Source organism: Candidatus Paceibacterota bacterium (genome assembly GCA_040905715.1).
Lineage (GTDB): Bacteria > Patescibacteriota > Minisyncoccia > Phycocordibacterales > CSBR16-193 > JBBDHZ01.
The window spans coordinates 153,628-180,588 of the sequence record JBBDRA010000002.1; the positions used below are offsets into that span (position 1 = coordinate 153,628).

Sequence of the window (26,961 nt, forward strand, 5' to 3'; positions counted from 1 at the left end):
GAGTCCGCGTTACGCCGCTGTCGCGGCTACGCCTCATCGTCCTCGCTCCTTCGTCGCTGTGGGCGTTGAGGGACTCGAACCCCCGGCCTATCCGGTGTAAACGGATTGCTCTAGCCAACTGAGCTAAACGCCCCTACTTCGCTCGGGTTGTCACCCGAGCTTCGAAGGACAAGTTGTATTTAATTTGTACCGCGTCTCGTCCTGCGAAGCTCGATTGCCAGTGAGAGCGTAGCGGGAAGCTAAACGCCCTATAGTCATATAGCCTACGAAACTTATTCATTTTTTGCAAGAAACACCAAATCTCCCTATACTGAAAGTAATGAGATCTGCAACCGATGAAAAAGAAATTGAGGCTTCTATTACCGGCAAGGTGCAAGGGGTGAATTTTCGTACGTTCGTTAAAAAACGCGCTGATGAACTCGGGCTCACCGGTTATGTTACAAATCTTGATGATGGCTCTGTTGAAGTGATCGCTCAAGGTGAAAAGGAGCAGTTAGAAGAACTGGTTAGACAGCTTCACAAAGGTCCGCACTTTGCAGAGGTCGAAGAAGTTGATGTTTCTTGGCACGATTCACTACAAGATACGTTCACTGACTTTAAGATCAAGAAAATAGTATGACCTATCGCGACGAACATTTGAATGCCAAACGCGAGCTACCTGTAGAGGGTTCACCGCAGTGTGTGGGCGTGGTCATGGACGGCAATCGCCGCTGGGCGAAACGAAACGGTCTGCCAACTGTTGAGGGACACCGAGTCGGTTACAACAAGCTCAATAATCTAATGCAATGGGCAAAGGAAGAAAAGATCCCGTACGTGATCGTCTATGCGTTCTCAAGCGAGAATTGGAATCGTTCAGAAGAAGAAGTGAGTGCATTGATGGGACTCTTTCGTCACTTCTTCCGTTCCCAGATCAACTACGCTAAACGTAATAACGTAAAAATTGTGTTCATCGGCGAGCGTGAACGTCTACCAAAGGATATACAGACCGGCATGACGCGTATCGAGCGTGAGACGCAGCACAACACCGCTCTGACGCTTGTCATTGCTGCTCCGTATGGATCACGTGGCGAGATCGTCGATGCGATCAATCGAATACTTGATACGCAGGGAGGCCACGATCATATTACCGAGGATATAGTAAGCGGTTACTTATGGACATCCGGCATACCGGATCCGGATCTTATTATTCGTACCGGCGGTCGGCGTCGGCTTTCGAACTTCCTACTCTGGCAAGCAGCCTATGCGGAACTGTATTTTTCTGATACGCTTTGGCCTGATTTTGTTCGAACGGAGTTTACAAAGGTGTTGTATGATTACTCACTGCGTAAACGATCTTTCGGAAAATAGAATAAATTTCTCTTTCTACGTTTTTGATGTAGACACTCAATACATGAATCCAATCCCTGAAATACTTTTTGAAGATGAAGATATAATTGTTATCTCAAAGCCACCTCGTTTGAACGTCCACGGTAATGGACGCGACGAGGAGTACACGCTCACAGACTGGCTTCTCGAGCATGATCCATCGCTTGTTGATGTTGGTGAACCACTTAAACTGGAGGGCGGCAAAACCATACCCAAGCCCGGCCTTGCTCATCGGCTCGATCGCGACACCTCCGGTGTGATGGTCATTGCTCGTAATCAGCGTGCATACAAAAAGTTAAAGAATCAGTTTCAGGAGAGAGAAGTAGAAAAATGGTATCACGCGATCGTATACGGTGCAGTGAAAGGTCGGTATGGAGAGATCGATCAGCCAATAGGCCGGAGCTCGGTTAATTTTAAACGACGCACCACCAACCCTGAAACAATGCGCGGCCGCATGCGGCCGGCATATTCTGAGTACTGGGTTGCACTGAGTGCGCCCAAAGCGTCGCTTCTAAAGGTCCGCCCGAAAACAGGACGAACTCACCAGGTTCGGGTGCACTGCGCTGCGATCAAGCACCCGATTGTTTGTGATCATCTCTATGCGTCTCATCGCGAGCGATTGCTCGGTTTCAGTCGTTCGGCCCTGCATGCATATCAGATCACGTTTACGCACCCCACAAGCGGCGAGAGGGTGGTATTCACTGCTCCTTACCCGCAAGATTTTGAAAATGCGGTCGAGGCATTGAAAAAAGAGGCTCAAACTGATACAAGTACTTGAAACTCTAACTAAGCTGTGTTACATTATCTTTCATTATGACTACGCCAACGGTTACATTTTCACCGGTAAATATAGAGAAGCGCAAAGAGACCGATATTCGAACGGGTGATACTATTCGTGTACATACGAAGATCATCGAGAAAGGTAAAACCCGAACCCAGCCTTTTGAAGGTTTGGTGATCGCGCGCAAGCACGGTGCTGAGCCCGGTGCTACATTTACCGTTCGCCGAACATCTGAAGGATACGGTGTTGAAAAGATCTTTCCGCTTTACTCTCCAAACATTGATAAGATCGAGATACTGCGTCGATCAAAGGTTCGCCAAAGCAACATTTATCACGTTCGTGAGAAGGTGGCTAAGCAGATCCGTCGAGAGATGCGCCGCATGATGTTGATGGGCGAGCTTGCATTCTCTGAATCTGAAGAACAAGAAGCAACGAAAGCAGAAGAGGCGGTGGCAGCTCCGACGTCGCAAGACGAGTCGGAGCCCCGACCCGAGGGCGTCGGGGAAGCAGCCGAGGAAGCAACAACTAACGAGACACAATCAGAAACACAACCAGATGAGTCACCGGTCGAAGAAAAACAATCCGGTGGAGAAGAAACAAAAGAATAAGTAGAAAGTAAATCCACAGCTTGTGGATTTACTTTTATCTAATTTGGTATACAATAAACACTAGAGATATGAGACGTGGATCAAAACCAAAAGGGAAGGTGCGGATACAGTGGTCGTCTAACTTTGCGTATGCAATTGGTTTGCTTGCGGCAGATGGATGTTTATCAAAAGATGGTAGGCATATTGACGTAACATCGAATGATTACGATCAACTTGAAAATTTTATTAAAGCTCTTGATATTGACGTAAAAATTACTCAAAAATCATCCGGAAGAGGGTATACAAGTTGGCATGTTCAGTTCAGTGATGTTCTTTTTTATAAGTTTCTTACTGAAATAGGTATAACCTCAGCAAAGAGTAAGACATTAAGAAAGCTTGATATTCCCGACGAATACTTTTTTGATTTTTTAAGAGGGGAATTTGATGGGGATGGACATTTTTATAGTTATTGGGATAAGCGATGGACGAATAGTTATATGTTTTATTTAACTTTTATTGGTGCAAGTCAGAAATTTCTTGAATGGATTTCACAAACTAATGAGCGTCTCATTGGTATAAAAGCGAATGTAATTTTTTGTAAAAAATCAAAGGTATATCAGTTACGTTATGCAAAAGAAAGCACTCTGGAAATAATCAATAAAATGTATTATACTTCCAGCGCACTTCATTTGAGGAGAAAAAAGAAAAAGATAGATGCTTTAGTAGTGCCTCGATAATAATGCCCAGGTGGCGGAATTGGTATACGCAATAGGTTGAGGGCCTATGCTCCTAGAGCGTGCGGGTTCAAGTCCCGCCCTGGGCACAAAAGAACGAAGTGAATTTTGGGAACAGGGCTGCGAACTGTTTACGGAGTAAACAGGAGCTGGGACTTGGGGAAGGGGTCGGGAAACGGGAGTTTCCCGTGGAGGAAGGCAGCGACCGAAGGGAGTGTTGGAAAACCGCGGGTTTCCAAGTTAGTCTTGCCCTGGGCACAAAAAAAGACCAGCATCAAGCTGGTCTTTTTTATATGTTATCCTTTGAATTTCTTAAGTTAAACAAGGTATAATAATACCAACATATTCAGTACTAATGAGTGTACGCTAACTAGAGCATTTACATGATAACAAATAAACTTCTTTCATATATTAAAGATGAACGGGCACGAGGTGTTTCTGAGGCTCAGATCCGAAAAACTCTCATGGCTCAAGGTGGCTGGCATCAAGATGATCTCAAAGAGGCATTCCAAGCTGTGCAGAAATCGGTCGCCCAGAAAGATACTCCACAAAAGAGCGCAAAAGCGCCAGCTTCTCAGTCTGCCGCTAAACAAGCATCCGCCTCTCGAGTGAGTGACCCAATAAAGAAGAACAAAAAAGATGAAAAGTTTGGTAAGGATCTTGATTCTCAGTCTGAGAGCATGCAGACGAACAGAAAGCAACAGGCAGTAATTCCGTCTCATTCATCTGTCGGTAGAAAAGTTGTTTTATTTTTAGTAGCACTTCTTGTGTTTGTCGGTGTAGCTGTTGGCGGAGTGGCTGCGTACACGTCCATTATCGGAGGGGTAAACGAAGATTTGTCAAAAGATGAGATTTTATCTTCTGCGTTCTCAAATTTCTCTGATGCAACCTCGTTGGAATACGAAGCTGTGTTAACTGTAGAGAGCGGTATCGATGGATCAAGGCCTCATTCTCTCCGCGTGAGCGCCGATGGAGTGTCAAGCATGGGCGCGGCTTTTAGCGATCTTACAATGCAGCATAAGGTATCTGTTGAATCAGAGACAGATGGTCAGGAACAAGGAGGGTCATTAATTGATACCGAGGTAGAGATGCGTCTAGTAGATAAGATCCTCTACTTCTATGTTGAGCATGCCCCTGAGATGACAAGAGTGTTCTTGCCTATTTCTGAGCAACAGTGGTTGCGCTCGCCGGAGGTGGTGGCTTCGGGACGAACTGGAAGTGAGAGCGGTATTGGTCTCGATGGATTTAAAGATGAGGCAACCAGGCGGTTCGTTATTGATTCTGTTAAATTAGCCCGAGAGCATCGGGTGTACAGTATTACGGAAATAGAGGAAGAAAGAATAAATGGTGAAGGTGTACACGCTTTTAGTATTCGTTTTCATCCACAAAACATAGAGGTGTTTTTCAATGACGTGGTTGCTATGGTTTATGAGCGAGAAGATCTGCCGGATGAAGTGAGGGAAAGCGTGATAACCTGGGCCGAGAGGAAAATTCAGCTTTCAGAAGAAGAACGAGCGCAAGAGATAGAACGCATAAAACAAGTCACTGATAATTTAGAAACCGAGATCATGATCGGGAAGAGAGATATGCTGCCGCGTCGTATCCGTATTTCTTTCGATGGCGATGTGCCTGGTGAGCTTGTGGATCAAGGAGGTGTGAATTCTTTTGCATCGAGGGTGATCGGGAACGATCCACTGCGACGAAATGCAATGTCAGTCATCGGTTCTGCGTTTAATCCGGTCCGGGTAGCTGGTGCAGATTTTCCGCTTCTTCTCGATCTCGAGATCCGTTTTTCTGGCTTCAATGAATCGGTTAATGTAGAAGCGCCTGCCGACGCGATCGATTTTGAAGCTGCGATAAGAGATGCCCGCATAGAAGGAGGAAGCGGCTCGGGAGATATGAGCACATCTTCAGAAGAAGTTGAGCTCTAGTTCTTAGTTCGTGGCGGACTATATTTATGACTTTTTTTACAGGAAAAGGTGATGATGGCACTACTAAAACGTTCGGTTGCAATCAGCGAATATCAAAAAGCTCGGCTATTGCCGAGGCGCTTGGTACAGTCGATGAGCTCAACTCATTTCTGGGTTTGCTTAAAGTGAAAGGCAGTGAGAGCAACGTGCTTGTGCCGAAAACGGAGGAAACCCTTGCCTCGCTTATTCATGCTATTCAGCACGATCTGTTTATTGTCCAAGCAGAGCTTGCCGGAGCTGATAAAGCCATCGAGGAGGAAAAGGTGGTCAAGCTTGAGAAGATCATAAACACCATTGAACGCTCGCTCCCGGAGATCACGACGTTCTTTGTCTCCGGCGGAACCGAGCTTGCTGCGCTGTGTGATGTGGCTCGCACGATCACTCGGCGCGCCGAGCGCCGAGTGATCGCGGTGTACGACGGTTCGACAGACTCACCGCAGGCGAAGGGGCAAAAAGTAGATGCGCAGACCCTGGCCTATCTCAACCGCCTCTCCAGTATCTTTTATGCGTTGGCGCGACTTGTTAATCACCAGGCCGGAGTGAGTGAGGAGTCGCCGACGTATGTCTAGGCCCTGAGTATTAGGGTGTTGAGTCGGTATTGCAATTATCCACAAGCAAATCTGTTTACCCTGTACTATTCCTGGGCTACTATTAAGTAATGCCAGATGTTTCATGCAAAAAATGCGGTAATACTTTTTATGCAAAACCAAATTGGTTAAAGCGTGGCTACGGAAAGTTCTGCTCCATTAATTGTACTCGCCTGGCAAGCAGGAGGGGTAGTTGGAAAGCATGTTGCCTTTGCAAAGAAAAGGTCTACAAATCACTAAAAGATATCCGGCGGTCAAAGAGCGGGAACTTTTTTTGTAGCAAGCGGTGTAGTTTAAAATGGCTTAGGTCAAAACAATTTGGCAGAAATCATGCAAATTGGAAGCACGGAAAATATGCTTACAGAGGGATGCTCCTTCGTAGTGCGTTGAGCAGAAAATGCAAATTATGCGGTCGTGACGACGAACGTATCTTAATAGTTCATCATATAGATAAAAATCGTGAAAATAACAAAATAGATAATCTCACTTGGCTTTGCCTGAACTGTCATTATTTAGTTCATAATTATTCAGAGGCTGAGGACCAATTTCTTGACAGTCTAAATACATAAATTATGGAAAGGAGTTGTGAAATATGTAAAGCGACGTTTAAAACAAAACCTTATTTTATTCGGAAAGGGCAAGGGCGCTTTTGTTCTAAAAAATGTCAATACGAAAGTTTCAAAACTGGTTCAAGTATCACTTGCGATACCTGTAAGAAGAACGTCTATAGGAATAGGTCGGGCTTAGGTAGATCCAAGAGTAGGAAATTCTTTTGTTCAAAATCGTGCCAAACAAAATGGAGAAATACGCAGTACAGTAGAGAGAAACATTTAGGTTGGAAGGACGGCGTTTCGTCATATCGAAATGCCATGCTAAGAAATAATGAATCGCAAGAGTGCAAGTTTTGCAAAGAAGTCGATGTGCGAGTTCTTGTTGTCCACCATGTTGATGAGGATCGAACCAACAACAAACTGGAAAATCTTTGCTGGTTATGCCATAATTGCCACCACCTTGTTCACCATTGCAAAGGCGAGTCAGAAAAGATTCGCTCGATCATTGGTAAAGGCAAAGAACAGTAGCATATGGTGCCTATGGTATAATGGTTATTACGGAAGCTTGTGGAGCTTCAAATTCCAGTTCAATTCTGGATAGGCACCCAGAATATAAAAACAACTCCATGCCTGGAGTTGTTTTTTATTAGTAAGAAGTTACCGGGAATCGAACGGGAAGGGGTCGGGAAAACTAGAGTTTTCCCGTGAAGTCTGCCTGCGGGCGCTGTCAGGGAAAGCTCTGCTTATGAATGGAATGAATTAGGAAACAAGCAATGCTCTTTGGGTATTTCCCAGAAGTGAGATAGCGACGGAATCCCGCTTTCGCGGGCTCAGCTTTTTCGGAGACTTATTCTCAGCCAAAATCATATATAACCTGTGATACTATTCACTCATGGAACAACATGCTGCCGGAATTATTCTTGTAACACCAGGTGGATCGGTCATTCTTCAGCAGCGAGATCGATCAGGCGTTGAGCAGCCTGGGAAAATTAGTTTCTTTGGTGGGGGATGTGAAGAAGGTGAGACAGTAAAAGAGTCCGCAGTACGTGAGTTGCGGGAGGAGACAGGTCTCGATGTCTCGCCAGATGATCTCGAACTATTTAAAGAGTATGATGTAACTGCTCACGAAGGACGTCACTCCGGCGCCACGTTTTTTGTTTTACGCGGTATTACTCCAGAAGATATAACTGTTTATGAAGGTGAGGGTGTGGTGATGGTTTGCTCTTGGGAGGATGTTCAGGGGCATCCTGGTATCGCTTCTGTGGCTCGTCAGGTACTAGACGATTGGTTTAATTCGTAACTTCATGCCCCACATTCATGACAGGATCGATTATACGGTAGAGGTGTTTATTGTTCACAAAGACACGATACTTCTCCATCAGCACAAGAAACTGAACAAGTGGCTCTCGATAGGCGGTCACGTTGAGCTCGACGAAGATCCCGAAGTTGCATGTCATCGAGAAGTAAAAGAGGAAATGGGGCTCGAGATCGAGTTGGTCCCGGAACGAGAAACAAAAAAGTTTAATACGAGCCATGAATTACCTCAGCCGTTTGCAGTAAATCGAAACCCGATCACCGATACGCATGACCATATAACTTTTGTATACTTTGCCCGCACAAATACCGATCAAGTGACGCCGGAAGAAGGTATAACAGAGTGGAAGTGGTTTGCGAAAGAAGATCTTGAGGAAAATGGAGACGGGGTACCTGATGATATACGGTACTATGCCCTCAAGGCACTTGATGTGCTAAGCTCATAGATATGCAAAAAGGAATTGATTATCCAGGCATAACTGTTGTTTTCTTCTGTCACGACGGACAAGGGAATTACGTGTTGGCAAAGCGAGGGAAGAACTGTCGAGACGAGCACGGATGTTGGGATCCGGGTGGAGGCGGTGTAGAGCACGGGGAGACTATTGAAGGAACGTTGCGTAAAGAGATCGCCGAGGAATATTGTACTGATGTTTTGGATCATGAATTTCTTGGGTATCGTGATGTGCATCGAGATCACGAAGGGGCAAAGACGCACTGGATAGCACTCGACTTCAAAGTTTTAGTTGATAAAGACAAGGTTGCCAACGGTGAGCCGCATAAGTTTGATGCGATTGAATGGTTCCGGGTAGACGCCTTACCTGAGCCAATGCACTCTCAACCCCCGGCTTTTTTTGAGAAGTATAAAGATAAACTCCTATGAGTAAACCGGTACTCGGACTTGATGTAGATGATGTGCTTGCGGATTTTAACGCAACGCTCTTTGGATTTCATAATATGCACTACGGTACATCGCTGACACGCGACGATATTATTGATTATAGACTCGAAGTTTCGTGGGGGTGTAGCAAAGAAGAAGCTTGTCAGCGGATTAGACACTTTCATAGATCACCGGAATATAAGAATCTACCTCCGATTTCAGGCGCTGTCGCGTCGGTTAATGAGCTTTCCAATCAATACGATATCCATTTGATAACAGCACGACCCGATGAGATCCGCGAGGAAACATGTGCATGGATCCAGCAGCATTTTCCGTATCTCGTTGAACGTGTTCATTTTACGCGACAAGTGGTTGGTGGCGATCAGCGACCTAAGAGTGAGGTGTGCCAAGAGCTTGGTGTAAGTATATTTGTTGATGATGCGTTGCATCATACTGAAGATCTTTCCCCTGCAGTTGAAAAAGTTTTCTTGTTTGACACGCCCTGGAATCAAACATCTAAGGCGCTTCCGGAGAACGTGCTACGGGTGTATTCGTGGGAGGAAATTACAAAAAAGCTTTTACCACTATGAACCAATTCGTCGCAACCAGAGCGTTTATTGTAAATGAAGAGGGAAAGGTGCTCATCATCCGCGAGGCATCGGAGTATTCAGGTGGTACCCAGGTCGGTAAGTACGATCTCCCGGGTGGCAAGATCAAGCCGGGCGAATCGGCCGTTGAGGCGACCAAGCGGGAGGTTAAAGAGGAGGTTGGTCTAGATGTTGAGATCGGTCAGCCGTTCTTTGTTAGCGAGTGGTATCCGGAAATAAAAGGCGAAACGATCCAGATCGTCGGCATCTTTTTTAAATGTACCCCTGCCTCTTCGGTGATCATCTTGAGCGTTGACCACGATGACTTTCAGTGGATCGATCCGGCTGATCATTCCCAGTACGAGTGCATGAAGGAGAATATTGGAGCGTTTGATGCTCATCTAAAAAATAGATATAGATAATGATGCTCTTGACAATTATTTTAAAGGGAGTATTATATTGTCAGTAATAAAAAAGTACCCCAAGCCCCCGGAAGCCCATCGCACGAATTTTGTTTCGTGCGGTGGGTTTTTTATTTTTTAAAACCCACTGACCCAACAATTCTATCTGACAATAAATCTTGACACTTAAAGCTCGTATGGTTACTATGTAGTGCGGTTGAGCCTTGTATGGATATAAGGCTCGTTACAGTGTTCTTACAGAAAGAGGGTTTTCATGTCGAGGAAACGGCATCGAGGCAAGGTTCGTAAGCAGACCGGTAAGCGTCGTAAGAAGTCGCTGAAACGCGCCACGAAAAAAGCCGGCAACGGTAACTGACCATCTCTTTTGCCCGTCCTGGGCAACCGCCGAATCGTGGCGCTCTCCTGGAGCGTCGCGATTTTTTCATATCTGTATTGTCCGTAATCAGGATAAGCGATGGTATACCCACAAGCAGTTCTTGCTCCAAGAATAGGAATATTTGACTTATTTTTCTTGCCGAGTACTGTTAGCGCCAGTGTTTTGATCCTTGTCTTCACTCTGGCCTCTAGCAGGTTCGTCCTGGGAAGGAAGATGTATGAATACGAATGACTGGCGCAGCATCTGGAAAAATCTCGGTGGCTACTGGAAATTTGATCATGATCATGATCCGGCGATTCAGCCGCATGCAATTCTTACCAGCGGTAATCACTCAGACGGGTACGGCAATAGCCGGGTTATCAGTGCGAATCCATGTGCGGTTACCCGGGCTGCTCTCGATATGTGGGATGCGTTTTTGCAAGAGCGCCCGTTGAATCTTCCGCAGGCGGTATTCGCTCCGGAAACAAGTGCTCCGCCGTTTGCAGAAGAGATCAAACGGTACAAAAGTGTGCCGTTTGGCAGTATTGAAAAGGACGGCACGATCAACTGGCCCAAGAATGTGAAGAAGGTCAGAACGGCCCTTGTGATCGAAGACGTGGTTACAACCGGCGGCAGTGTAGTGAAGGCGATCAAAGCGCTCGAAGATGCCGGGGTCGTGGTGTTGCCGTATGTACCCGTCATTCTCAATCGCAACACGGACGGAAAGGATTACCTTGAAGATGAGAGCGGGAACACGCTGGCTATGCGTATCCTCCCGTTGATCAAGGAGCCGATGAACATCTGGCCATCGGAGGAATGCCCTCTGTGTTGCAAGGATAGCACGGCATATCGTCCGAAAGAGAACTGGTCCTTGTTTGCCGGCTCTTGATTCGGTTGACAAACTTCCTTAGGTGAGTAAGCTAGAGGCAGTTATTTGATTTGTACCCAGACGCTTCACGGCCCCGAGAAAGAGAATGAAGTCGACCCTCAGACGATTTCTTTCCTCTTCTCGGGGTCTTTTTATAAGCTGCGTACCGTTCTGGTACTGTTTTGATACGTATTCTGTTTGTGCGTAGTTCGTGACAGGGTTTATTTAAGCAGTGCTTGATTCCACATTATATACATGCTACAGTCTTTAGCACTATGAAAGTCAAAGCATCGATCAAAAAAGAAAAGCCGGGAGACAAGCTTGTTCGTCGACGAGGACGTCTTTACCGTATCAATAAGCGCGATCCACGACGAAAAGCACGGCAAGGATAGTCAGCTTGTACCTGCCTGCCGGCAGGGCTGATAGATTATAGCGTATAAAACCCGCCCGGCTCCGCCGGGCGGGTTTTTGTTTGACTATAAAAAGCCGCTCGGGTGTGCCGAGCGGCTTGAATCAGTCCGCAGGCTTGGCTTGCGGTGATTCTTTTCGCCTAATAGTCTCTAAGGAAGGAACATTTACATTTTTTGCTAAACGAAGGAAGGCAAAGAGCTGAATCAGGCGGTAGCTCGGATCGAACCCTTGCCCAAGTGAGTGCCATGCAGATTTAGGAAGTGCATGATGGTTATTATGCCACCCCTCACCTCCACCGAGTATACCGCAGATCCAGTTGTTCCTGCTTTGGTCTTGGGTATTAAAGCGTCGTGTGCCAAACACATGGCAAACAGAATTAATACTCCAGGTGACGTGATGGAGTGCACCAATGCGGATCAAGCTACCCCAAAGAAATGCTAGGAGAGCGCCAGATGCTGTTCCGGTGATGACAAAGCCAAGTACCGCCGGAAGAGCAAGTGAAAGAACTGTCCATAACAGGAATAAACGGCTAATCAAGACCAGGTCAGGGTCGCCTATGATGTGCTTGGCGTAACGATCCTTGTCAATCCGCTCTTCGGTGAGTAGAAATCCAAAGTGAGCGTGCCAAAATCCGTGAACCGGTGAGTGTGGGTCACCTTCTTCATCGGCGAACCGGTGGTGCTTATTGTGTCTTGCGACCCAAGTAGCAACCGGCCCTTCAAGCGCCATTGATCCGGCAATGGCAAGTATGATCTTCAACGGGCGAACTGCTTCAAATGAAGCGTGTGTAAAGAGTCGATGGTATCCGACCGTGACACCAAAACCGGTGAAGATATAGAAACCGGCAAACAAAGCTAGGCTTATCCAATCAACCCCCCAACCCCAGATCTGGATGATGCCAATAGGAAGCGCGATGATCGGTAGTATAACAACAAGGAGAAGTACAAGTTTCTCCCACCATGATGGCGTAGTAGAAGTCATAACTATTCCTTTTAAAAGGGAAGAACGTAAAATAACAGCCACTTTTAGAATACCGCAAAAATAGTTTATAGGAAATCACACAGCCAAGCTTGGGTATGGTACGCTATATGCAATGAGCAAAAACCAGACACAGTTCACTCTCGGTATCGTCTATCGCCATCCGCATGTGCTTTTAGGAATGAAAAAGCGAGGCTTCGGTGAGGGGCGCTTCAATGGGTTCGGCGGCAAGCTTGAGGCAGGGGAGAGCGTGGAGGATGCAGCGCGCCGTGAGCTCAAAGAAGAGGCGGGTATTGATGCGCTTGAGGTAGAGAAGCTTGGCAGAATAGCGTACTGGGTCAGAGGTCAGCACGACCCGATCCATATGCATGTGTTCCTGGTTGATGAGTACGCTGGCGAGCCTGTCGAGACAGAGGAGATGCGACCACAGTGGTTTCATATCGATGAGTTGCCGTTTGAGAATATGTGGGAGTCCGATCGACACTGGCTGCCGGTCGCGCTTGAGCGCGTGCCGTTCTCCGGCTGGTTTATCTATGACGAGGACGACAAGTTGAAAAAGTTCGACCTTGAACGGTTGGAGTATTAGACCCTATCAGAGACGTGCCTAACCGAGGGTGTACAGCGAGTAATATCTGATTTTGAACGATTGTTTAGTTACCAACAACGAGCTGTCAGCTAGTCGTGATACCATTTACTGTATGCATCAAGAAAGCACCGGCAAAACCGCAGATGAGTTACGCGATCTTATCGAAGGAGAGGTATACGATTCGGGCGAGCAGATAGATGAATACTCCCGTGACTGGAGTTTGTTCAAGGTTGTGCCTGAGATCGTGGTTTTTCCGAAAAGTCACGAAGATGTTCGGAAGACCGTTTCGTATATAGCGGAGCACAAAGCGGCACAACCGTATCTCTCCATAACCGGCCGGTCAGCCGGAACCGACATGACCGGCGGCCCCTTGAATGAGTCGATCATTCTCGGTTGCACCAAACACCTCAACAACTTTTCCGTCGACGAAGAAAACCTGCGAGCCACGGTAGAGCCGGGCGTTTTCTATCGTGACTTCGAAGAAGACACGCTTCCGGAACATCTTTCGATGCCGTCATATCCGGCATCGAAAAACATCGCCGCACTCGGCGGGATCGTTATGAACAACTCCGGTGGCGAGCGCACGCTTCGGTACGGTCAGACCCGCGACTATGTCGAGGCAGTGAAGATGGTGTTGTCTGACGGCAATGAATACGAGTTCCGAGCCCTTAGTCACGACGAGCTCCAAGAGAAGAAAGCGCAGGATACATTTGAAGGCGAGATCTATCGCAAACTCGAACCGGTTATCAAAGACAATGATGAGATCATTCGCGCCGCTGAGCCGCAGGTCTCTAAGAACTCCGCCGGCTATGCGCTCTGGCGTGTCTGGGACAGGGAAGCGGACACCTTCGACCTTGCTCAGCTCTTCTGTGGGTCGCAAGGCACGCTCGGTATACTCACTGAGGCAACACTGCGCTTGGTTCACAATAAAACACACCGCCGAATGGTGCCGGTGTTCTTCAAAAGCTGGGAGAAAATGCCGGAGGTGGTCAACAAGCTTTTGCAATACGAGCCGGAAACACTTGAGGCGTTTGATGACGAGACCATGAAGCTCGGCATGCGCTTTATGCCTAAGATCGCCAAGATGGTTGGGCAGAATATAGTGCAGTTTCTCTGGCGGTTTTTACCGGAGGCGTGGATCGGAGTCAAAATGCTTGGCATGCCCAAGCTTGTTATGCTTGTCGAGATAGCCGAAGATTCAGACGAGGAAGCGGAGCGAAAGGCCCAAGAGATCGAGAAAGCGCTTGAGGGTTTCAATGTCTGGGCACGCCGACCACTCACCGAAGAGGAGGCAGAAAAGTACTGGCTTATGCGTCGCAACTCGTTCAAGATCTTGACCGAGCAAACGCACGACAAGCGCACGGTCCCGCTCGTCGAGGACTTTTGTGTGAAGCCGGAGGTTATGCCGGTGTTCCTGCCTAAGGCACTCAAGATATTAGCTGACGCCGGCATCAAAGCTAACCTGGCCGGACACGCCGGCAACGGTAATTTTCATATTATTCCGCTGATGGATCTCACGAAGAAAAAGAACCGCGACAAGCTCACCGGCGTGGCGGATCGATTCTACGACCTGGTTATCGAACACGGCGGGACCATTACGGCCGAGCACAACGACGGCATTCTGCGCACACCGTATCTCAAGAAGATGTATGGCGAGAAAGTGTACGATCTTTTCGAGGAGATCAAGAACATTTTTGACCCTCATAACATCTTCAATCCGGGCAAGAAGGTCTCAGGCGACCGCAACGCCAAAGAGTACTTTGAACAACACATCGCCGCGGAGAATAAGTAAAGATCTTCGTTAACCGCATTGCGCTAAGTGCGCGATCTTATTTTTGTTGTTGTGGCTCATTACTCGAATCTGCAATCGGGAAGCGCACAATAAAGTCAGAGCCAACACCTTCGATCGACTCCGCGCTGATCGATCCACCCATCTGCTCGACGATCGTTTTAGTGATCCAGAGTCCGAGCCCGGTACCTTTGATGTTTCTCTGTTGATCTTTTGACCCCACACGTGAGAACTTGCCGAACAGCTGCTTTTGTTCCTCGGCGCTCATGCCTTGGCCGGTGTCGTGAACCCGGATCTCGATCTCGTCACCCTTTCGCTCTTGCTTAACCATGATCGAGCCTTTATCGGTGTATTTCACCGAGTTGCCGACAAGGTTAACCAATACCTGCTTGAGACGGCTCGGGTCGATGTAGATACGCCCTGTGTCTTTTATGTTCGTTCCCAGATTCAGGCCCTTCACTTCTGCGCTTCTTTGTGAATCTTCCACCACTTCTTCGATGACCCGATCCGGTGTAACTTCCTTCAAGTCAAACTTAATACGTCCCTGTTCCAGTCGTTTAACATCAAGCATGTCCGCCACCAGTCGGTCGAGTTCGAGTGCCTGCGAGTCGATGTGCTTGAGGGTCTCGCGCGTCTCGTCCGTGAGATCTTCGTCTTGAAGCATGTCCACGTATCCGCGAATGTGGGTCAGCGGTGTGCGCAACTCATGCGAGGCCATCGAGATGAACTCGTCTTTCATCTTGTCGAGCTCTTTGAGTTTTTTGTAGAGTTCAGCGTAGTCAATAATATGCGAATGCCGAAGGAAGAGCGCAAGGATCAGAACCAATAGGGAAATGAGTACAATCGTGCTGCTCTGGATCCTCTCATTAATAGCTTGGTCAGCTTCTGAGAGTTCCTCGCGAGTTATGAGGGCGCCGGCAAGATTGCCGCTCGGGTCGGTGATGCCGCGGATCGTTAGAAAATGTCGCCCACCACTTTCCTGTATTGGAAATGTGTAGGAGAGGTCGGCATACGCATGACGATAGAGATCGGGGCGGTCGTCGATCTGACCAACCTGCGACTCGTCGAGTGCCGCTATGATCCGCGGAGCACTTTGTCGTCCGTCGTCAAATATTGCTACTTGAAATTCCTGGATAACCGGATTTTGTTCAGCTATCTGCTGGATACGGTCTTCCAGAATGAGTGGTTCATTAAGATATTCACCGGCAAATGCCACAAAAGTATCGTGAAGTACACCGGTGCGCGCGTCGGATAGTCGTCCCTGAGCATCTTGAGCGACCCCGATAAAGGTATAGCCGATATAGAGAAACGAGCCAACGATAACCACTGCGAGAAGTATTGTGTACGTCAGTTGAGGGTTGTTGCGCAGGCGCTTCAGACCACTTATAAAACTCTCCACCAAGAACGAGAACATGATGTGTCTATTATACCGCACCAAGAACACCCGACCAACGAAGGAGGTGTAGATAGGTTAAAAACTCCTAAACCCTATAGAATTGAGCTCAATTCTATAGGGTTTAGCCAAAAGTGCCATTTTTACCTATTTCCTGAAACAGTCAACTTTCCTCTAAAATTTTACAAAAATTGACACAACCATCATTTTTAAGTATATTTTCAATAGTTGCTCGTCTAACTCTTGAAAGGAGATTTACTGATATGGAAAAGAAAGCCCCTAAACCACTGCTCGGGCAGATCCTTGAGAAAATTGCTCCGTGTATCGGAGCAAAAGTGCTTATGGAACCCACGTGGGGTATTGTCGGACGGATAACGTTCCGAAACGGTAAAAATAGCTATTTCCGATACTCCACGCTGGACATAAACCGCGTCGGTGCCGCAGAAATATCCAAGGATAAAGACTATGCAAACTTTTTCCTGGCTGATCTGGGTTACCCGGTAATTCCTGGAGAAGCGTTCTACTCCGATGACTGGGCAGAGAAGGTCGGGTCCGATCGAACAATAGATATGGCTTGTAAGTACGCAGGACGTATCGGTTGGCCGGTGGTGGTTAAACCCAACAGCGGAAGCCAGGGAAGAGACGTTCAACTTGTTTTTGACAAACCATCGTTACGCACAGCGCTATCAGCAGTATTTAAGAAGGATCGTGTGGCGCTCGTACAACAGCAAGTAAAGGGCAGAGACTACCGGGTTGTCGTGCTGGACGACAAGGTGATCTCTGCATATGAGCGAATCCCTCTTTCTGTTACCGGGGACGGCGTATCAAGTGTCCGGGAATTACTCGATCACAAGCAAGAGTCCTTTGTAGCCTCAAGTCGTGATACAGTCATTCAATTTGACGATCCGCGGTTTGCCGCTACTCTTGAACGTGGCGAGCGAGACTTCTCAACTGTACCAATGAAAGATGAGGTCGTATTCCTTTTGGATAACGCAAACCTCTCTTCCGGCGGTGACGCGATCGATGTGACCGGTGATATGCATCAGGAGTTTAAGAAACTCGCTGTGTCTTTAACCCGCCAGATGGGCTTAAGGCTATGCGGCGTTGACCTAATGGTTGAAGGGGATATTACAAAAACCCCGGACGCCTACTGGGTTATTGAGATCAACGCCGCGCCTGGTCTTGACCACTATGTCAAAACAGGAGAAGACCAGCAGCGTATTGTGGAGGAGCTTTACTTGGACGTACTCAAACATATGGAGAAGGGCTAACGTTGTCCACAAGCCGGCATGGAATGCCGGCTTTTTTTATTGTATACCATACCAATGCACCCACTAGACCCGATGTCTGAATTTTCCAAACAAATGTCTGCCACGGAGGTTTTTATTGGTTTTACGCCGTTACATGATGAAGTAACGTACGCCGAAGAAGATAGTCCGTTTCCATCTCTTGACCAAAAAGAACACTACCGTATTATGCCCGACACTTATAGTGATCCGTTTACAGAAGCTTGCTCCTTGCGCAAGAAATACAGTACCCGATCAGTATGTGTCATTGTTCCCGGACAACTTTTTGATATCTACGGAAATAGACACGGTCGCGGAGGAGGGTGGTACGATCGTTTTTTACATGCAGCCCCCTCTCACTGGTTGCGCATTGGCGTTACCGATTTCCAGCGGTTTTCATTTCATCGTATACCACGAGCCGCGCACGACCAGCCGGTAGACCGGGTCCTGTTAAAAGGATTTACTGATTGGTTTGTTTGCCAGGCAGATCGTACTCAGGTTCGGCATACACCGCTTTATAAATATCGTCCTCAGGTTGGAAAACGAGATCCGTTTCTTGCGGATCTTCCGCATCTTGATCTTTGGTAAATACAACAGGAGCTGAACGAACAATCGCGAGCGGTGATCGTTCTGCTCCTTCTCCCATCGTTAAAACAGCACTCGCGGCAAGAGAATCCGCGACATTACTCTGTGTCAGTCGACTTCTCCTACCGTGCAGATCCGGAATATCTACATAACTTTTAAACGGCTCGAAGCCGGCGTATCCGATCGCTCTTCCGAGTGTTCCGGCACGGAGAGGAATGGTTCGTGTATCGGTTATTACAATTCCCAGCTCTTCTACTTCAGCGAATGTTTTTAGTTGTTTGCGTAGAGTCTTAGCAACTGAAAAGATATCTCGAGGCATTAAAATCATCTTTTCTTTTTCAGTGTTGGATTCGTCAATTCCGGCATTAATACACCAACCCTCAGAGGTGTATGTGAGATAGCCCCAAGGAGTTGGTATAACCTTTCTAGATTCTTGTTTGATAATACGTTCTTTGTCCTTTAAATGCGCAACCCGGCGTTGCGAAAGAGCAACTATTTTAGATGTTACAGCTAGTATATCTTTGTTATTAATTGTCGGTAACGATCCTTGAATAAACGTGAATAGATCATCTCCCTCTCTAAACAGATCCGTCTTTATTGAGATTATTTCCATACCAGCCATAGTATCATTGACCTTGGCATTTTCTAACTCTGCCAGTCTATATGAATCTGAACTTTTGAATACCTTTTCTGTAGCTACCCCCCCAACTACTTTGGCACCTTATCCAGAAACTGGGTAATATTCCAGGCAATAATACCAAGGACAATTATGAACGTGACAGTCGTGGCCTTGGGGTGTGCTAGAAACTTCTCTCCCGAGCGATGAGTTTTGAAAAGCTGGATACACACCGCAATAAATGTGCCCAGCGTCACCGTCACTAGCAAGGCGAAATATGCCAGCCCAAAAACGACAGAAAGTATAGTATGCCCCGATCCTTCTCCAGGCCCCTCTACTATCGGTGGCATTGATTCCAACCATAGTGATCCGAGGAGGCCCAGCACTGTCACAGCTCCAAGCGGCAACAGTGTCCAACCTAACCGTCGTAACACACCTGCCTGCGACTTATCAGACGGGTTTCTTTTCTGTGTAATTTCTTGTCTTACTCTATTACTTTCCATATAAAAATATAAACATATTCACTTCCTTACTCCTCACAAAGGTTGTAGCAGATATGTTTTTAAAGTCGTTGGGCTTTGTGGTCTGACTTTACAAATATTTCTGCTGTAATCGAAAAGGCGCTTCAGACCACTTATAAAACTCTCCACCAAGAACGAGAACATGATGTGTCTATTATACCGCACCAAGAACACCCGACCAACGAAGGAGGTGTAGATAGGAGGGGTAAAATAGTTTGCCGGTGCAACAAGGCACAAATGTGTAAAAGATGCCGATAAAATATGCAAGAGAGAAAAGACACAATAAAAACCCCGCCGTTCTCTTTTCAAAAGAGAACGGCGGGGTTTATAGGTTTCCTGGTTTTTATGTCGCGCTTCTTGCCGCAACGCTCTACACTTCAATCCCCGCACCCTTTCTTTCCTTCATGCCTACTATGATCACTGCGATACAGAGGATCAAAAGCAGTAGGAAGATCGATATCAGAATATAGTTCTCCACGAAGAAGCCGACAGGGTCAGAGGCGGTTAGCATGGCTGGCTGGTACGACGGGCTGTCTCCGACGGTAATAGCGTTCGCTTCCTTTACAAACGGGATTCCGGCTGAACGAGCCAGAACGCGACCGGAGTTGTCGACCGTGGCGGTGTACGCCTGGTGGTTACCGTCCGCAAGTTGTTCGCGGTAGGTGTACTCAAAGCGGCCGGAGCCGTCTGTCTCCACGGTTACTCGAACCGGTACAGAGAAGATGAACAGGCTGACGTAACTGTTCGCCGGTCCTTGGCCGGTGATACGTACCGATGTTCGCTCTGTGCCGGAGGTGTCGCTCTCGCTGACTGCTTCAATAGCAGTGATCACGTACTCCTCAGAAAAACTCTCGTCCGGTACTTCTCGCGGGTCCTCGGTCGTGATCGGCTCAGTTGAGGTAGAGGTCGGGTCAAGACCCGCAGCTACCATCTCGCCGTCGGTCATACCATTGCCGGAGGTGTCGGGATCTTCCGGGTCGGTGCCGTAGATATTGATCTCGTCGTAATCGGTTAAGCCGTCGCCGTCAGAGTCAGTTGTACGATCTGTTTCTGACTGCATTGATCGGTTCTCAATGATTTGCCGTCGCTCTTCACGCTCTTCGCTCGAGCTGGTGTCTGCTGGGCGGATAGGGGATAAAGGGTCATCTTCTGATGCATCAGGTTCTTCCTCGGATTCAGTGCTAGTTGCTTGGTCAGTAGCTGGCTGGTCTTCATTGAATTGTGAATCTGGACCACTGGTATCAGGCTGATCGTCATCGTTTTGCGCAAACGCTCCGCTTACACCTAAAGACAAACTAAGCGCAAACACCAACGCAATACTTACAAATAAACGAAAAAAGGTCATAGGTAGCAAGATCTATATCATGAATAAATACGTACTTTTATTATAAACCACTTTCCACCCGCACAAAAAGGACAAGGTGGATAAGAAACACGATGGTGAAGTGCTCGTCGAAGAGTGCGAGGAACAAAATTACACCCTTGTCATCAAACTCTATAGGCTGAAAGGCAACAATATAGATTAGCTGATGCAAGTTGCTTTCCGATTCGGTAACACAAAAGTTTGACCTCTGTGTTAGATTCTAAAAAAATCAACTGCTATCTGGTGATTTGAGAGTAATTAGTGTCCCTGCTATACTTTATTTATGTCTATAAATGATAGTAACGTCAGAGACGCTCTTCCTTCTGATGCCGAATCAATTAATGAAATACTGGAAAAATCTTGGCTGGCTACATATGTTCCTTTAGGCGTACCGGAAAAAGCCATACTGGATACTTTTTTTGGTAAAGAGGGTCGCAAAGAAAAATTGATAAATTATCTTACTACTATTAATCACGGTACAGATATTGGCTTAGTAATTGAGGTAAATAGTAAAGTAGTCGGTCTATGTTTTGGTTCTAAGAAAGAGGGGTATTATCTTTTGACACAGATATATATTCACCCTGATCATATTGGTAATAATCTTGGCTCGAAATTAATTAATTGTTTTATTGAAAAAACGAAGTCATTGCCCATAAAAGTTTCGGTGTACGAGAAGAATACATATGCGATTAATTTTTATAAAAAGATTGGATTTGAAGTCATTGATGAAAAAAATATATTTAAACTTAGTGAAGATATTGAGCTCAAAGAAACAGTATTGATAAGGAATGGAGTTGGACACTACTAAGATATCTGGTAGTATTTCATGGAAGCACGTTGCTTCGTTTCGTTCCTTTTACTCACTATGTATACGGAGTAGTACCATGAAAGAGTATCGTGGCGTTATTGTCCGATCGGACTTCCGACTCACCAGTCAGAATCCCGGTCAAGGACACTCTGTGACTGAGCCTGTCGTTGCACAGGGGAAGTTCTCGATGAAGGCACCGAAAATTCGAAGTTCGGCTATCGAGAAACGTATCGCCCAACACATGAACATCAGTATCGAGGAGGCTTGTCAGCTTTTCCTCGACCTGCAGATGTTCCTCTGGATGGCGGCTCAGTCTGAGCAGCCCTGTGTCCCGGCCCCGCTCATCGATGACGCGTGGCACGAGTTCCTCGTCTACACGCGTGAGTACGAAGCTTTTTGTGCCGAGTACTGCGGCGGCTTCATGCATCATCAACCCCATCTCGGCGAAGATGTCGAGGAAGTTAATGTGGATATTCTGTCTCCGACCATCGACTTGATGCATCAGGTGTTCGGCGGCAAGCCTAATACTAACTGGGACTATGTCCCGAGTAAGGAGGCAGTACCTTTCGCCGCCTGACCAAAAGGCTTCGATTCGACCCTCCCACACCTCGTCCTAATCGGCGGGGTTTTTTAAATGCTGCTTGATCTTTTCAAGATACACTTCTTCAGAAATATCATGCCCTATCCCTTCAATAAGTTCAAAGCTTGCAACGGGGTTATCTTTGGCTATTTTGCGAGCTTTTTTAATCGCCATCGACCAATCCTGATCGCCAAAAAATAGCGTTGTGGGTATAGTAATGCGAGGAACGGTATACTTTTGAAAATCAGCCATCCTTTTTTTGCCGAAAAATTTCTTTGCATCTTCCGGGATATGTTTCAAATCTTCCTTAAAATATGGGGAAAGCGAGCAAAGAAATACTTTTTCAAAATTAAATTCCTTAGAACCAAGCAGAGCAATGTACGCACCGAAGGAAAACCCGAGTAATATCGAGTTTGTATCACCGTGTTTTTTCACGACTTCTCTCAATTGCTCCAACCAGTGAGACATAGTGCGTCTATCCCAAACGATTGAAACAGGTATAACTGTGCACCCTTGCTTCCTAGCGAATTGAGCGATCTTTTTATACGGAAGGTCTGTTGGAAACTCACCAAATCCGGGGACTATGTAAAGTTGTTTCCTTTTCATTCAGAAAAATATAACACGAAAACATAGTAAATACACTTATTTCTCATATGGCCGGCGCCTCCATCGGCCTACTGCCTGTGACGGTTTTTATAGCTAATTAAAGAACAACGTATATACTACCCGTATGGAAATACGAGAATACGATCCTACGAAGGATAAACAGAAAGTTGAAACTATCTTCTCGCAGTATTGGACAGACAGGGAATTTTTGGAAGAACTTTCAAGGGAACTAGATCGATCTTCAGACCTGACCATAGACCCGAACACGAATGCTCGTACGTTTTTTGTTGCGGATGACAGTGGGGAAGTAGTCGGGGTAACCGGTTTTCGAAAAGCACCAGAACATCTCAGCAGTCATGCTGACACAAAAAACCCGGCTGAATTGTATATTATTGCTTCTCAAGTAAAAGAAAAAGGGATCGGAAGTGCGCTCGGAGAAAAAGTAATTAAGGAAGCAAAAAAGCAAGGTTTTACAGAACTGTTATGCTATAGCCCCGAAACTCACGACAGCTCCTGGCCATTTTACGAAAAACTGGGCTTTATCAAAGGTGGTATTGTAAAAGACCCGGACGATGGATACCCTGGGATGCTATGGAAGAAAGTGTTTTAGATAATTACAAAGATAAAACACAGAAAGGGGTAATGTAGCTCTTATAACACCACGTATTTCACCTATTGACAAACACACTCCGTACGATATACTTACAGCCAGCCAAACACGCATATTCACCCTGAACATAAGGAGGTTCATATGAACCAGCGTACCGCTCTTTTTACAGCACTTGTTGTGGCCTTGTCGGCCACGGTTGCCTCGGCGGCAACGACCATGGACGTCTACGTTTCGTTGGGACCGCACTCGACATCTGACTCGTTCGACCAGTTCGGAGAAAATGCTGTTACCGGCCTTCAAAACGGCGGTACTGCCACCGGCACACCGGGAACTCCGGAGTACTGGAACCCTGTCACCGAAGTGACCACTCGACAGCAGGTTCGGAGCGGTGACTTCAACAGCTGGAAGGCTGAAGCAAGCCCTGACGCGCCGTTCGACAACGAGTACGGCACCTTGCCGCGTTGGAGTGTCGCTATCGAGAGCGATGTCGACTTCCGGATGTGGGACCTCGAATGGGGGTTCAGCTCGTCCGACTTCAACGGCAACTACGACAGTCTGTCAGGAAGCTTAGATGGAGACAACTTCACATCCTGGCTCGTTGGCATCAACGCAGACGGCGACGTCTTCGATGACGGCGAGTCCGGTGATGAGTTCATCCGCAAGCTCTACTACGCCGGTGTCGGTATTGGTACTTCGCCCGACTCCTCTTGGACCGGGACAAACCAGGAGCTACTCAACCAGACGGTTGAAGCCCTCAACGCCGACCTCGGCGAGAACAGCACGATCACTGGGGAGTATGTACAAACACTTGACGGTGGATTTCCGCTCGCAAACACCGCAACGATTAGTGTAAGTGCAGCCCCGCCGGTTCCTGAGCCAGCAACCCTGACATTGATTGGTCTTGGTTCTGCTGTGCTATTGTCACGTCGACGGTAACGGATGAGGCGAGCATCAAAGCATAAACCCCTTGTATCAATACGATACAAGGGGTTTTCTGCGCCCACTCAACAAACTAGTTATCAGCAATACACTTATAATTAGGGAGAGGGTTCGAATTAAAATAAAGATTTGGTAGATAACCTATTGTAGAAGGGTTTTGTTCAATAAGCAGTACATAGCTGTTAATTTCTCTACCTCCACAAGTATAACTATTTCCTGGATAACGTCCGTACCATAATCTCTCAATATCATCACTAGGATAAGGAATTTCGCTAATAAAGCCGTCGGTTACCAAGGGAGAGAGTGCGTTAGTAAAACTTGATTCACCGCTGTTCCAAGTAGAACTGCCCGGTATATCACCATTTCTAGAACGATATAACTCAATCGCGTTTTGCACCGACTTAAGATTTGAGACGATCTCTGTGTTCTTCGCACTTTGTCTCGCCTCCGCCAGACTAGCAAGCACCACACTCGACAGCAACCCGATGATCGCCACGATCACCATCAGCTCAATGAGCGTGAAGCCTTTTTCATCTTTCTTGTCTTTTTTCCTATTTCTTCTCCACCCCTGTTTCATTACTTCAAATTATAGCACAGCACAACGTTGATGCAGTAAAACCTGTTCACACAAATTGACGTTTTGCTCACTCGTTGATCTCATCCAAACCACCCACACCTCGTCCTAATCGGCGGGGTTTCTTTTTTAACTCAATCAATTAAAATAAAAATATGATACCTGAATTTAAATCTGATCAATACAGAAAAAAGAGAGGGGGGTACTCTCGCCTTTTCAAAATTCACTGCAAACGGTGTGATACTGAGATTTTGACATATCAAAAAGATGGCCCGGGTGTTCTTGAGAGATTGTATTTAGACAGAATTATCTCACCAAAACAATTAACTGAATTATCTAAAATAGCAATATCAAAAATATCAAATCTTATATGTCCACATTGCAAATCATGGCTTGCTGTACCGTATATCTACAAAAAAGAAAAACGAAAGGCGTATAAACTTTTTGTAGGTGCAATAAGTAAGAAAATGACCAGAATCAAAAAAGTGTCCACTGTGCCCAAACAAACTCTCTCCACCAACGAAAACCGTTAGGTCTTTCAAGCAGTGTAATGGTAAGGTTTAGCCTTACTATTACACTGCTTAAGCGAACAGCCTGAGCAATTTTTATTCCCCATGCGGTCTCATGTCCAGCAATTTTTCCCGATTTTCACGAATCGATAATTCGACTAGGGTCGAGAATAAGCTTATTGATTATGAAGTTCGACTTCATACTTTTGAAAATGTGGTGTAATTTCTATTGTTGCGTTTCAAGGATCGATCAAAGAGCGAGTTTTGTCCAAGGCTAACTTTTTTAATATATACTATATATATGATTGATATAATCTCCCTTCTAAAAACGGATCAGGAAAATATTAAACGTTTTAAGAAAGGGCTACTATCTAGTGAAGAATTTAACAGAAAACAAGAAGAAACATCTCTTGCATTTTTTGAATATTTTCAAATGAATGGATTCCCTTGCAAGAAAAATAATAGAAATGAAATATACAAAGCCGGTGTTACACTTTCTCTCCATCAACCTCTAGAAAGGCAGAAAATAATTCTTGAAAACGTTAAAGATGGATGCATGGAAAAAAGCGATCAAGCGTTTCTGGTTGATAAGATCAGGGTTCAGGAGGGAGAAGAACAAGAGTACGGAACACAGTACAAAGTACAAAAAGGCACAATTATATTTCTTCCTATTAAAGATAAGGAAAGAGTTGATGAGAAAAGGGAAGAGGTGGGCCTAGAATCTCTCGCTGAGTATAAAGAGACGGCGGAGGCAAATCTAAGGAGACTTGGCTAATGGGTTGTCTCAAATAATTTATAGTGCCGTCGACGCGCCACGTCGACAACGTGATCAAGATAGGAAGATCGAGCAAAGAAAAGTATTAATACTTCAAAAACTACTCCGCAATTCTTTACTCCAGAGGGATTCAGTATTAGCATACCTTTATGCTTACTGAGAAATGCGCACACTTTTTGTCCTGTCCCGTCGACGACGTACCTATGGAATACGAAGGTACGGCTGTTCGTTGTGTGAATGGTCACTCGTTTGATATTTCTCGCGAAGGGTATGTCAATCTTATGCCCCGCCGAAAAAAGCTACACGAAACGATCGGCGACAACAAAGAAATGCTTGCTGCGCGAGAACATTTTTTGGAAGCGGGTCACTATGACACGTTAGTACGTGAGATAAATCGTCTTATAAAAAACAACCTTACCAAACCACGACGAGATACGTGCGCGTTGGAGGTTGGGTCAGGAACGGGTTACTACCTTAGAAAAGTAATGCAGAAGTTGTCTCAACCCGATATTTGTTATTTCGGATCAGATATATCTAAAGAAGCCACACAATTTTCAGCAAAACAAAATCCCGACGCCACATTTCTTGTCGCTGACACGCACGAAAAAATACCGATCAAGAGCAACTCGGTCCAACTTCTCCTTGATATATTTTCCCCGCGAAATAAAGCTGAGTTCCAGCGCCTGCTTGCAGATAACGGTTTCTTGCTTATTGTAATCCCCGGTGAAACCCACCTGAAGGAAATTATTCCTGAACTCGGACTCATTGGATACGAAGAAGAGAAAAGTGCTCAAATAAAGAACGATTATCAGAATGTACTCACTCTTCTTAAAAATACCGCGCTTGAATATCCTATTACTCTGACAGCAGAGTCTCTCCGGGACCTCGTCAAAATGGGACCGAACCACTGGCGCTTTTCTGCTGACATGAATAAAAAAATCCAACAGATCGCTCCTGTTGAAGTCACGGCTTCGTTTGAAATTTTTCTCTACAGGAATAATTTATAAAGTTCGATCCTATAACTATATCTGGGT

At 46.3% G+C, this 26,961-nt stretch carries 32 protein-coding genes and 2 tRNA genes; 26 read left to right on the forward strand and 8 right to left on the reverse strand.

Annotated features, from left to right (window positions below; all coding sequences use genetic code 11):
• Positions 1 to 59 precede the first annotated feature (59 nt).
• Positions 60 to 133 (reverse strand) — tRNA-Val (locus WD312_00875).
• Between the two features lie 186 nt (positions 134 to 319).
• Here WD312_00875 and WD312_00880 point away from each other — a divergent pair.
• The 16 genes from WD312_00880 (at position 320) to rpmJ (ending at position 11,390) form a co-directional block, all read left to right on the forward strand.
• Positions 320 to 619, forward strand: a complete 300-nt coding sequence (locus tag WD312_00880; GenBank protein ID MEX2563657.1) for an acylphosphatase — start codon at positions 320 to 322, stop codon at positions 617 to 619.
• Positions 616 to 1,347, forward strand: coding sequence for a polyprenyl diphosphate synthase (gene uppS, locus WD312_00885; protein MEX2563658.1), 732 nt, complete (start codon positions 616 to 618; stop codon positions 1,345 to 1,347). Before WD312_00880 ends, uppS begins: the two co-directional genes overlap by 4 nt.
• Before the next feature lie 43 nt (positions 1,348 to 1,390).
• Positions 1,391 to 2,143 carry an RluA family pseudouridine synthase gene (locus WD312_00890; protein ID MEX2563659.1) on the forward strand — a complete coding sequence of 251 codons (753 nt, stop codon included), beginning with the start codon at positions 1,391 to 1,393 and terminating at the stop codon, positions 2,141 to 2,143.
• A gap of 35 nt (positions 2,144 to 2,178) precedes the next feature.
• On the forward strand, positions 2,179 to 2,754 hold the full coding sequence (gene rplS, locus WD312_00895) for a 50S ribosomal protein L19 (GenBank protein MEX2563660.1): 576 nt from the start codon (positions 2,179 to 2,181) through the stop codon (positions 2,752 to 2,754).
• Positions 2,755 to 2,822: 68 nt separating this feature from the next.
• Positions 2,823 to 3,470: an LAGLIDADG family homing endonuclease gene (locus WD312_00900; protein MEX2563661.1), complete on the forward strand. Its 648-nt coding sequence runs from the start codon at positions 2,823 to 2,825 to the stop codon at positions 3,468 to 3,470.
• 4 nt (positions 3,471 to 3,474) lie between these two features.
• A tRNA-Leu gene (locus WD312_00905) sits at positions 3,475 to 3,556 on the forward strand.
• 294 nt (positions 3,557 to 3,850) lie between these two features.
• Positions 3,851 to 5,398, forward strand: a complete 1,548-nt coding sequence (locus WD312_00910) for a hypothetical protein (GenBank protein MEX2563662.1) — start codon at positions 3,851 to 3,853, stop codon at positions 5,396 to 5,398.
• Between the two features lie 26 nt (positions 5,399 to 5,424).
• Positions 5,425 to 6,006, forward strand: a complete 582-nt coding sequence (locus WD312_00915; GenBank protein MEX2563663.1) for a cob(I)yrinic acid a,c-diamide adenosyltransferase — start codon at positions 5,425 to 5,427, stop codon at positions 6,004 to 6,006.
• A gap of 887 nt (positions 6,007 to 6,893) precedes the next feature.
• Complete coding sequence (locus tag WD312_00920; GenBank protein ID MEX2563664.1) at positions 6,894 to 7,103, forward strand: hypothetical protein; 210 nt, start codon at positions 6,894 to 6,896, stop codon at positions 7,101 to 7,103.
• Between the two features lie 364 nt (positions 7,104 to 7,467).
• Positions 7,468 to 7,875, forward strand: a complete 408-nt coding sequence (locus WD312_00925) for an NUDIX hydrolase (protein MEX2563665.1) — start codon at positions 7,468 to 7,470, stop codon at positions 7,873 to 7,875.
• Between the two features lie 4 nt (positions 7,876 to 7,879).
• On the forward strand, positions 7,880 to 8,335 hold the full coding sequence (locus WD312_00930; GenBank protein ID MEX2563666.1) for an NUDIX domain-containing protein: 456 nt from the start codon (positions 7,880 to 7,882) through the stop codon (positions 8,333 to 8,335).
• Between the two features lie 2 nt (positions 8,336 to 8,337).
• Entirely contained in the window at positions 8,338 to 8,769 is a 432-nt protein-coding gene (locus tag WD312_00935; protein ID MEX2563667.1) for an NUDIX domain-containing protein, read from the forward strand.
• On the forward strand, positions 8,766 to 9,356 hold the full coding sequence (locus WD312_00940) for a hypothetical protein (protein ID MEX2563668.1): 591 nt from the start codon (positions 8,766 to 8,768) through the stop codon (positions 9,354 to 9,356). Before WD312_00935 ends, WD312_00940 begins: the two co-directional genes overlap by 4 nt.
• Complete coding sequence (locus WD312_00945) at positions 9,353 to 9,775, forward strand: NUDIX hydrolase (GenBank protein ID MEX2563669.1); 423 nt, start codon at positions 9,353 to 9,355, stop codon at positions 9,773 to 9,775. Before WD312_00940 ends, WD312_00945 begins: the two co-directional genes overlap by 4 nt.
• Before the next feature lie 593 nt (positions 9,776 to 10,368).
• Complete coding sequence (locus WD312_00950) at positions 10,369 to 11,019, forward strand: hypothetical protein (protein ID MEX2563670.1); 651 nt, start codon at positions 10,369 to 10,371, stop codon at positions 11,017 to 11,019.
• Positions 11,020 to 11,273: 254 nt separating this feature from the next.
• On the forward strand, positions 11,274 to 11,390 hold the full coding sequence (gene rpmJ / locus WD312_00955; GenBank protein ID MEX2563671.1) for a 50S ribosomal protein L36: 117 nt from the start codon (positions 11,274 to 11,276) through the stop codon (positions 11,388 to 11,390).
• A 121-nt stretch (positions 11,391 to 11,511) separates the two neighbouring features.
• On the opposite strand, the gene WD312_00960 is transcribed toward rpmJ, so the two are convergent.
• The gene (locus WD312_00960) at positions 11,512 to 12,390 is read right to left on the reverse strand and encodes an acyl-CoA desaturase (GenBank protein ID MEX2563672.1); all 879 of its coding nucleotides are present in this window, start codon (positions 12,388 to 12,390) and stop codon (positions 11,512 to 11,514) included.
• Positions 12,391 to 12,502: 112 nt separating this feature from the next.
• Here WD312_00960 and WD312_00965 point away from each other — a divergent pair, with 112 nt between their 5' ends.
• Positions 12,503 to 12,973 (forward strand): 8-oxo-dGTP diphosphatase, encoded by a 471-nt coding sequence (locus WD312_00965; GenBank protein ID MEX2563673.1) that lies wholly within the window; start codon positions 12,503 to 12,505, stop codon positions 12,971 to 12,973.
• 112 nt (positions 12,974 to 13,085) lie between these two features.
• Positions 13,086 to 14,765 carry an FAD-binding oxidoreductase gene (locus WD312_00970; protein ID MEX2563674.1) on the forward strand — a complete coding sequence of 560 codons (1,680 nt, stop codon included), beginning with the start codon at positions 13,086 to 13,088 and terminating at the stop codon, positions 14,763 to 14,765.
• 37 nt (positions 14,766 to 14,802) lie between these two features.
• Here WD312_00970 and WD312_00975 read toward each other — a convergent pair whose 3' ends face one another.
• Complete coding sequence (locus WD312_00975) at positions 14,803 to 16,176, reverse strand: HAMP domain-containing sensor histidine kinase (protein MEX2563675.1); 1,374 nt, start codon at positions 16,174 to 16,176, stop codon at positions 14,803 to 14,805.
• A 242-nt stretch (positions 16,177 to 16,418) separates the two neighbouring features.
• Between WD312_00975 and WD312_00980 the strand changes: the two genes are divergently transcribed.
• Positions 16,419 to 17,426: a cyanophycin synthetase gene (locus WD312_00980; GenBank protein MEX2563676.1), complete on the forward strand. Its 1,008-nt coding sequence runs from the start codon at positions 16,419 to 16,421 to the stop codon at positions 17,424 to 17,426.
• A gap of 475 nt (positions 17,427 to 17,901) precedes the next feature.
• Here the strand turns inward: WD312_00980 and WD312_00985 are convergent, their stop codons facing one another.
• The 3 genes from WD312_00985 to WD312_00995 all read right to left on the reverse strand — a co-directional run bounded on the left by WD312_00985 (position 17,902) and on the right by WD312_00995 (position 20,508).
• Positions 17,902 to 18,639 carry a coenzyme F420-0:L-glutamate ligase gene (locus tag WD312_00985; GenBank protein MEX2563677.1) on the reverse strand — a complete coding sequence of 246 codons (738 nt, stop codon included), beginning with the start codon at positions 18,637 to 18,639 and terminating at the stop codon, positions 17,902 to 17,904.
• 95 nt (positions 18,640 to 18,734) lie between these two features.
• A complete protein-coding gene (locus tag WD312_00990) occupies positions 18,735 to 19,145 on the reverse strand; it encodes a hypothetical protein (GenBank protein ID MEX2563678.1) in 411 nt (136 codons plus the stop codon).
• Between the two features lie 388 nt (positions 19,146 to 19,533).
• Complete coding sequence (locus WD312_00995; GenBank protein ID MEX2563679.1) at positions 19,534 to 20,508, reverse strand: thrombospondin type 3 repeat-containing protein; 975 nt, start codon at positions 20,506 to 20,508, stop codon at positions 19,534 to 19,536.
• Positions 20,509 to 20,809: 301 nt separating this feature from the next.
• Between WD312_00995 and WD312_01000 the strand changes: the two genes are divergently transcribed.
• Both WD312_01000 and WD312_01005 read left to right on the forward strand, forming a co-directional pair.
• On the forward strand, positions 20,810 to 21,334 hold the full coding sequence (locus WD312_01000; GenBank protein ID MEX2563680.1) for a GNAT family N-acetyltransferase: 525 nt from the start codon (positions 20,810 to 20,812) through the stop codon (positions 21,332 to 21,334).
• A complete protein-coding gene (locus WD312_01005) occupies positions 21,315 to 21,911 on the forward strand; it encodes a hypothetical protein (protein MEX2563681.1) in 597 nt (198 codons plus the stop codon). The genes WD312_01000 and WD312_01005 overlap by 20 nt, the downstream gene beginning before the upstream one ends.
• 36 nt (positions 21,912 to 21,947) lie before the next feature.
• Here the strand turns inward: WD312_01005 and WD312_01010 are convergent, their stop codons facing one another.
• Positions 21,948 to 22,520: an alpha/beta hydrolase gene (locus WD312_01010; protein ID MEX2563682.1), complete on the reverse strand. Its 573-nt coding sequence runs from the start codon at positions 22,518 to 22,520 to the stop codon at positions 21,948 to 21,950.
• A 124-nt stretch (positions 22,521 to 22,644) separates the two neighbouring features.
• On the opposite strand from WD312_01010, the gene WD312_01015 reads away from it, so the two are divergent.
• Both WD312_01015 and WD312_01020 read left to right on the forward strand, forming a co-directional pair.
• Complete coding sequence (locus WD312_01015) at positions 22,645 to 23,130, forward strand: GNAT family N-acetyltransferase (GenBank protein MEX2563683.1); 486 nt, start codon at positions 22,645 to 22,647, stop codon at positions 23,128 to 23,130.
• Between the two features lie 141 nt (positions 23,131 to 23,271).
• On the forward strand, positions 23,272 to 24,066 hold the full coding sequence (locus WD312_01020) for a PEP-CTERM sorting domain-containing protein (protein MEX2563684.1): 795 nt from the start codon (positions 23,272 to 23,274) through the stop codon (positions 24,064 to 24,066).
• Positions 24,067 to 24,142: 76 nt separating this feature from the next.
• Here the strand turns inward: WD312_01020 and WD312_01025 are convergent, their stop codons facing one another.
• Entirely contained in the window at positions 24,143 to 24,646 is a 504-nt protein-coding gene (locus WD312_01025; protein MEX2563685.1) for a prepilin-type N-terminal cleavage/methylation domain-containing protein, read from the reverse strand.
• Positions 24,647 to 24,798: 152 nt separating this feature from the next.
• Between WD312_01025 and WD312_01030 the strand changes: the two genes are divergently transcribed.
• From WD312_01030 to WD312_01040, 3 genes are all read left to right on the forward strand, one after another.
• Positions 24,799 to 25,176 (forward strand): hypothetical protein, encoded by a 378-nt coding sequence (locus WD312_01030; GenBank protein ID MEX2563686.1) that lies wholly within the window; start codon positions 24,799 to 24,801, stop codon positions 25,174 to 25,176.
• Positions 25,177 to 25,453: 277 nt separating this feature from the next.
• Positions 25,454 to 25,927: a DUF6624 domain-containing protein gene (locus tag WD312_01035; GenBank protein MEX2563687.1), complete on the forward strand. Its 474-nt coding sequence runs from the start codon at positions 25,454 to 25,456 to the stop codon at positions 25,925 to 25,927.
• 149 nt (positions 25,928 to 26,076) lie between these two features.
• A complete protein-coding gene (locus WD312_01040; GenBank protein ID MEX2563688.1) occupies positions 26,077 to 26,934 on the forward strand; it encodes a hypothetical protein in 858 nt (285 codons plus the stop codon).
• The last annotated feature ends 27 nt before the right edge of the window (positions 26,935 to 26,961 follow it).

Coding starts and splice junctions, on each gene's coding strand:
- WD312_00965 (MEX2563673.1), top strand. CDS start 12,503: ATGAGCAAAAACCAGACACAGTTCACTCTCGGTATCGTCTATCGCCAT.
- WD312_01030 (MEX2563686.1), top strand. CDS start 24,799: ATGATACCTGAATTTAAATCTGATCAATACAGAAAAAAGAGAGGGGGG.
- WD312_00995 (MEX2563679.1), bottom strand. CDS start 20,508: ATGACCTTTTTTCGTTTATTTGTAAGTATTGCGTTGGTGTTTGCGCTT.
- WD312_00945 (MEX2563669.1), top strand. CDS start 9,353: ATGAACCAATTCGTCGCAACCAGAGCGTTTATTGTAAATGAAGAGGGA.
- WD312_00950 (MEX2563670.1), top strand. CDS start 10,369: ATGAATACGAATGACTGGCGCAGCATCTGGAAAAATCTCGGTGGCTAC.
- WD312_00930 (MEX2563666.1), top strand. CDS start 7,880: ATGCCCCACATTCATGACAGGATCGATTATACGGTAGAGGTGTTTATT.
- uppS (MEX2563658.1), top strand. CDS start 616: ATGACCTATCGCGACGAACATTTGAATGCCAAACGCGAGCTACCTGTA.
- WD312_00960 (MEX2563672.1), bottom strand. CDS start 12,390: ATGACTTCTACTACGCCATCATGGTGGGAGAAACTTGTACTTCTCCTT.
- WD312_01025 (MEX2563685.1), bottom strand. CDS start 24,646: ATGAAACAGGGGTGGAGAAGAAATAGGAAAAAAGACAAGAAAGATGAA.
- WD312_00920 (MEX2563664.1), top strand. CDS start 6,894: ATGCTAAGAAATAATGAATCGCAAGAGTGCAAGTTTTGCAAAGAAGTC.
- WD312_01015 (MEX2563683.1), top strand. CDS start 22,645: ATGGAAATACGAGAATACGATCCTACGAAGGATAAACAGAAAGTTGAA.
- WD312_00915 (MEX2563663.1), top strand. CDS start 5,425: ATGACTTTTTTTACAGGAAAAGGTGATGATGGCACTACTAAAACGTTC.
- WD312_00980 (MEX2563676.1), top strand. CDS start 16,419: ATGGAAAAGAAAGCCCCTAAACCACTGCTCGGGCAGATCCTTGAGAAA.
- WD312_00985 (MEX2563677.1), bottom strand. CDS start 18,639: ATGGAAATAATCTCAATAAAGACGGATCTGTTTAGAGAGGGAGATGAT.
- WD312_00910 (MEX2563662.1), top strand. CDS start 3,851: ATGATAACAAATAAACTTCTTTCATATATTAAAGATGAACGGGCACGA.
- rplS (MEX2563660.1), top strand. CDS start 2,179: ATGACTACGCCAACGGTTACATTTTCACCGGTAAATATAGAGAAGCGC.
- WD312_00940 (MEX2563668.1), top strand. CDS start 8,766: ATGAGTAAACCGGTACTCGGACTTGATGTAGATGATGTGCTTGCGGAT.
- WD312_00925 (MEX2563665.1), top strand. CDS start 7,468: ATGGAACAACATGCTGCCGGAATTATTCTTGTAACACCAGGTGGATCG.
- WD312_01000 (MEX2563680.1), top strand. CDS start 20,810: ATGTCTATAAATGATAGTAACGTCAGAGACGCTCTTCCTTCTGATGCC.
- WD312_01040 (MEX2563688.1), top strand. CDS start 26,077: ATGCTTACTGAGAAATGCGCACACTTTTTGTCCTGTCCCGTCGACGAC.
- WD312_01005 (MEX2563681.1), top strand. CDS start 21,315: ATGGAGTTGGACACTACTAAGATATCTGGTAGTATTTCATGGAAGCAC.
- WD312_00900 (MEX2563661.1), top strand. CDS start 2,823: ATGAGACGTGGATCAAAACCAAAAGGGAAGGTGCGGATACAGTGGTCG.
- WD312_00970 (MEX2563674.1), top strand. CDS start 13,086: ATGCATCAAGAAAGCACCGGCAAAACCGCAGATGAGTTACGCGATCTT.
- WD312_01035 (MEX2563687.1), top strand. CDS start 25,454: ATGATTGATATAATCTCCCTTCTAAAAACGGATCAGGAAAATATTAAA.
- WD312_01010 (MEX2563682.1), bottom strand. CDS start 22,520: ATGAAAAGGAAACAACTTTACATAGTCCCCGGATTTGGTGAGTTTCCA.
- WD312_00990 (MEX2563678.1), bottom strand. CDS start 19,145: ATGGAAAGTAATAGAGTAAGACAAGAAATTACACAGAAAAGAAACCCG.
- WD312_00935 (MEX2563667.1), top strand. CDS start 8,338: ATGCAAAAAGGAATTGATTATCCAGGCATAACTGTTGTTTTCTTCTGT.
- WD312_00890 (MEX2563659.1), top strand. CDS start 1,391: ATGAATCCAATCCCTGAAATACTTTTTGAAGATGAAGATATAATTGTT.
- rpmJ (MEX2563671.1), top strand. CDS start 11,274: ATGAAAGTCAAAGCATCGATCAAAAAAGAAAAGCCGGGAGACAAGCTT.
- WD312_00880 (MEX2563657.1), top strand. CDS start 320: ATGAGATCTGCAACCGATGAAAAAGAAATTGAGGCTTCTATTACCGGC.
- WD312_01020 (MEX2563684.1), top strand. CDS start 23,272: ATGAACCAGCGTACCGCTCTTTTTACAGCACTTGTTGTGGCCTTGTCG.
- WD312_00975 (MEX2563675.1), bottom strand. CDS start 16,176: ATGTTCTCGTTCTTGGTGGAGAGTTTTATAAGTGGTCTGAAGCGCCTG.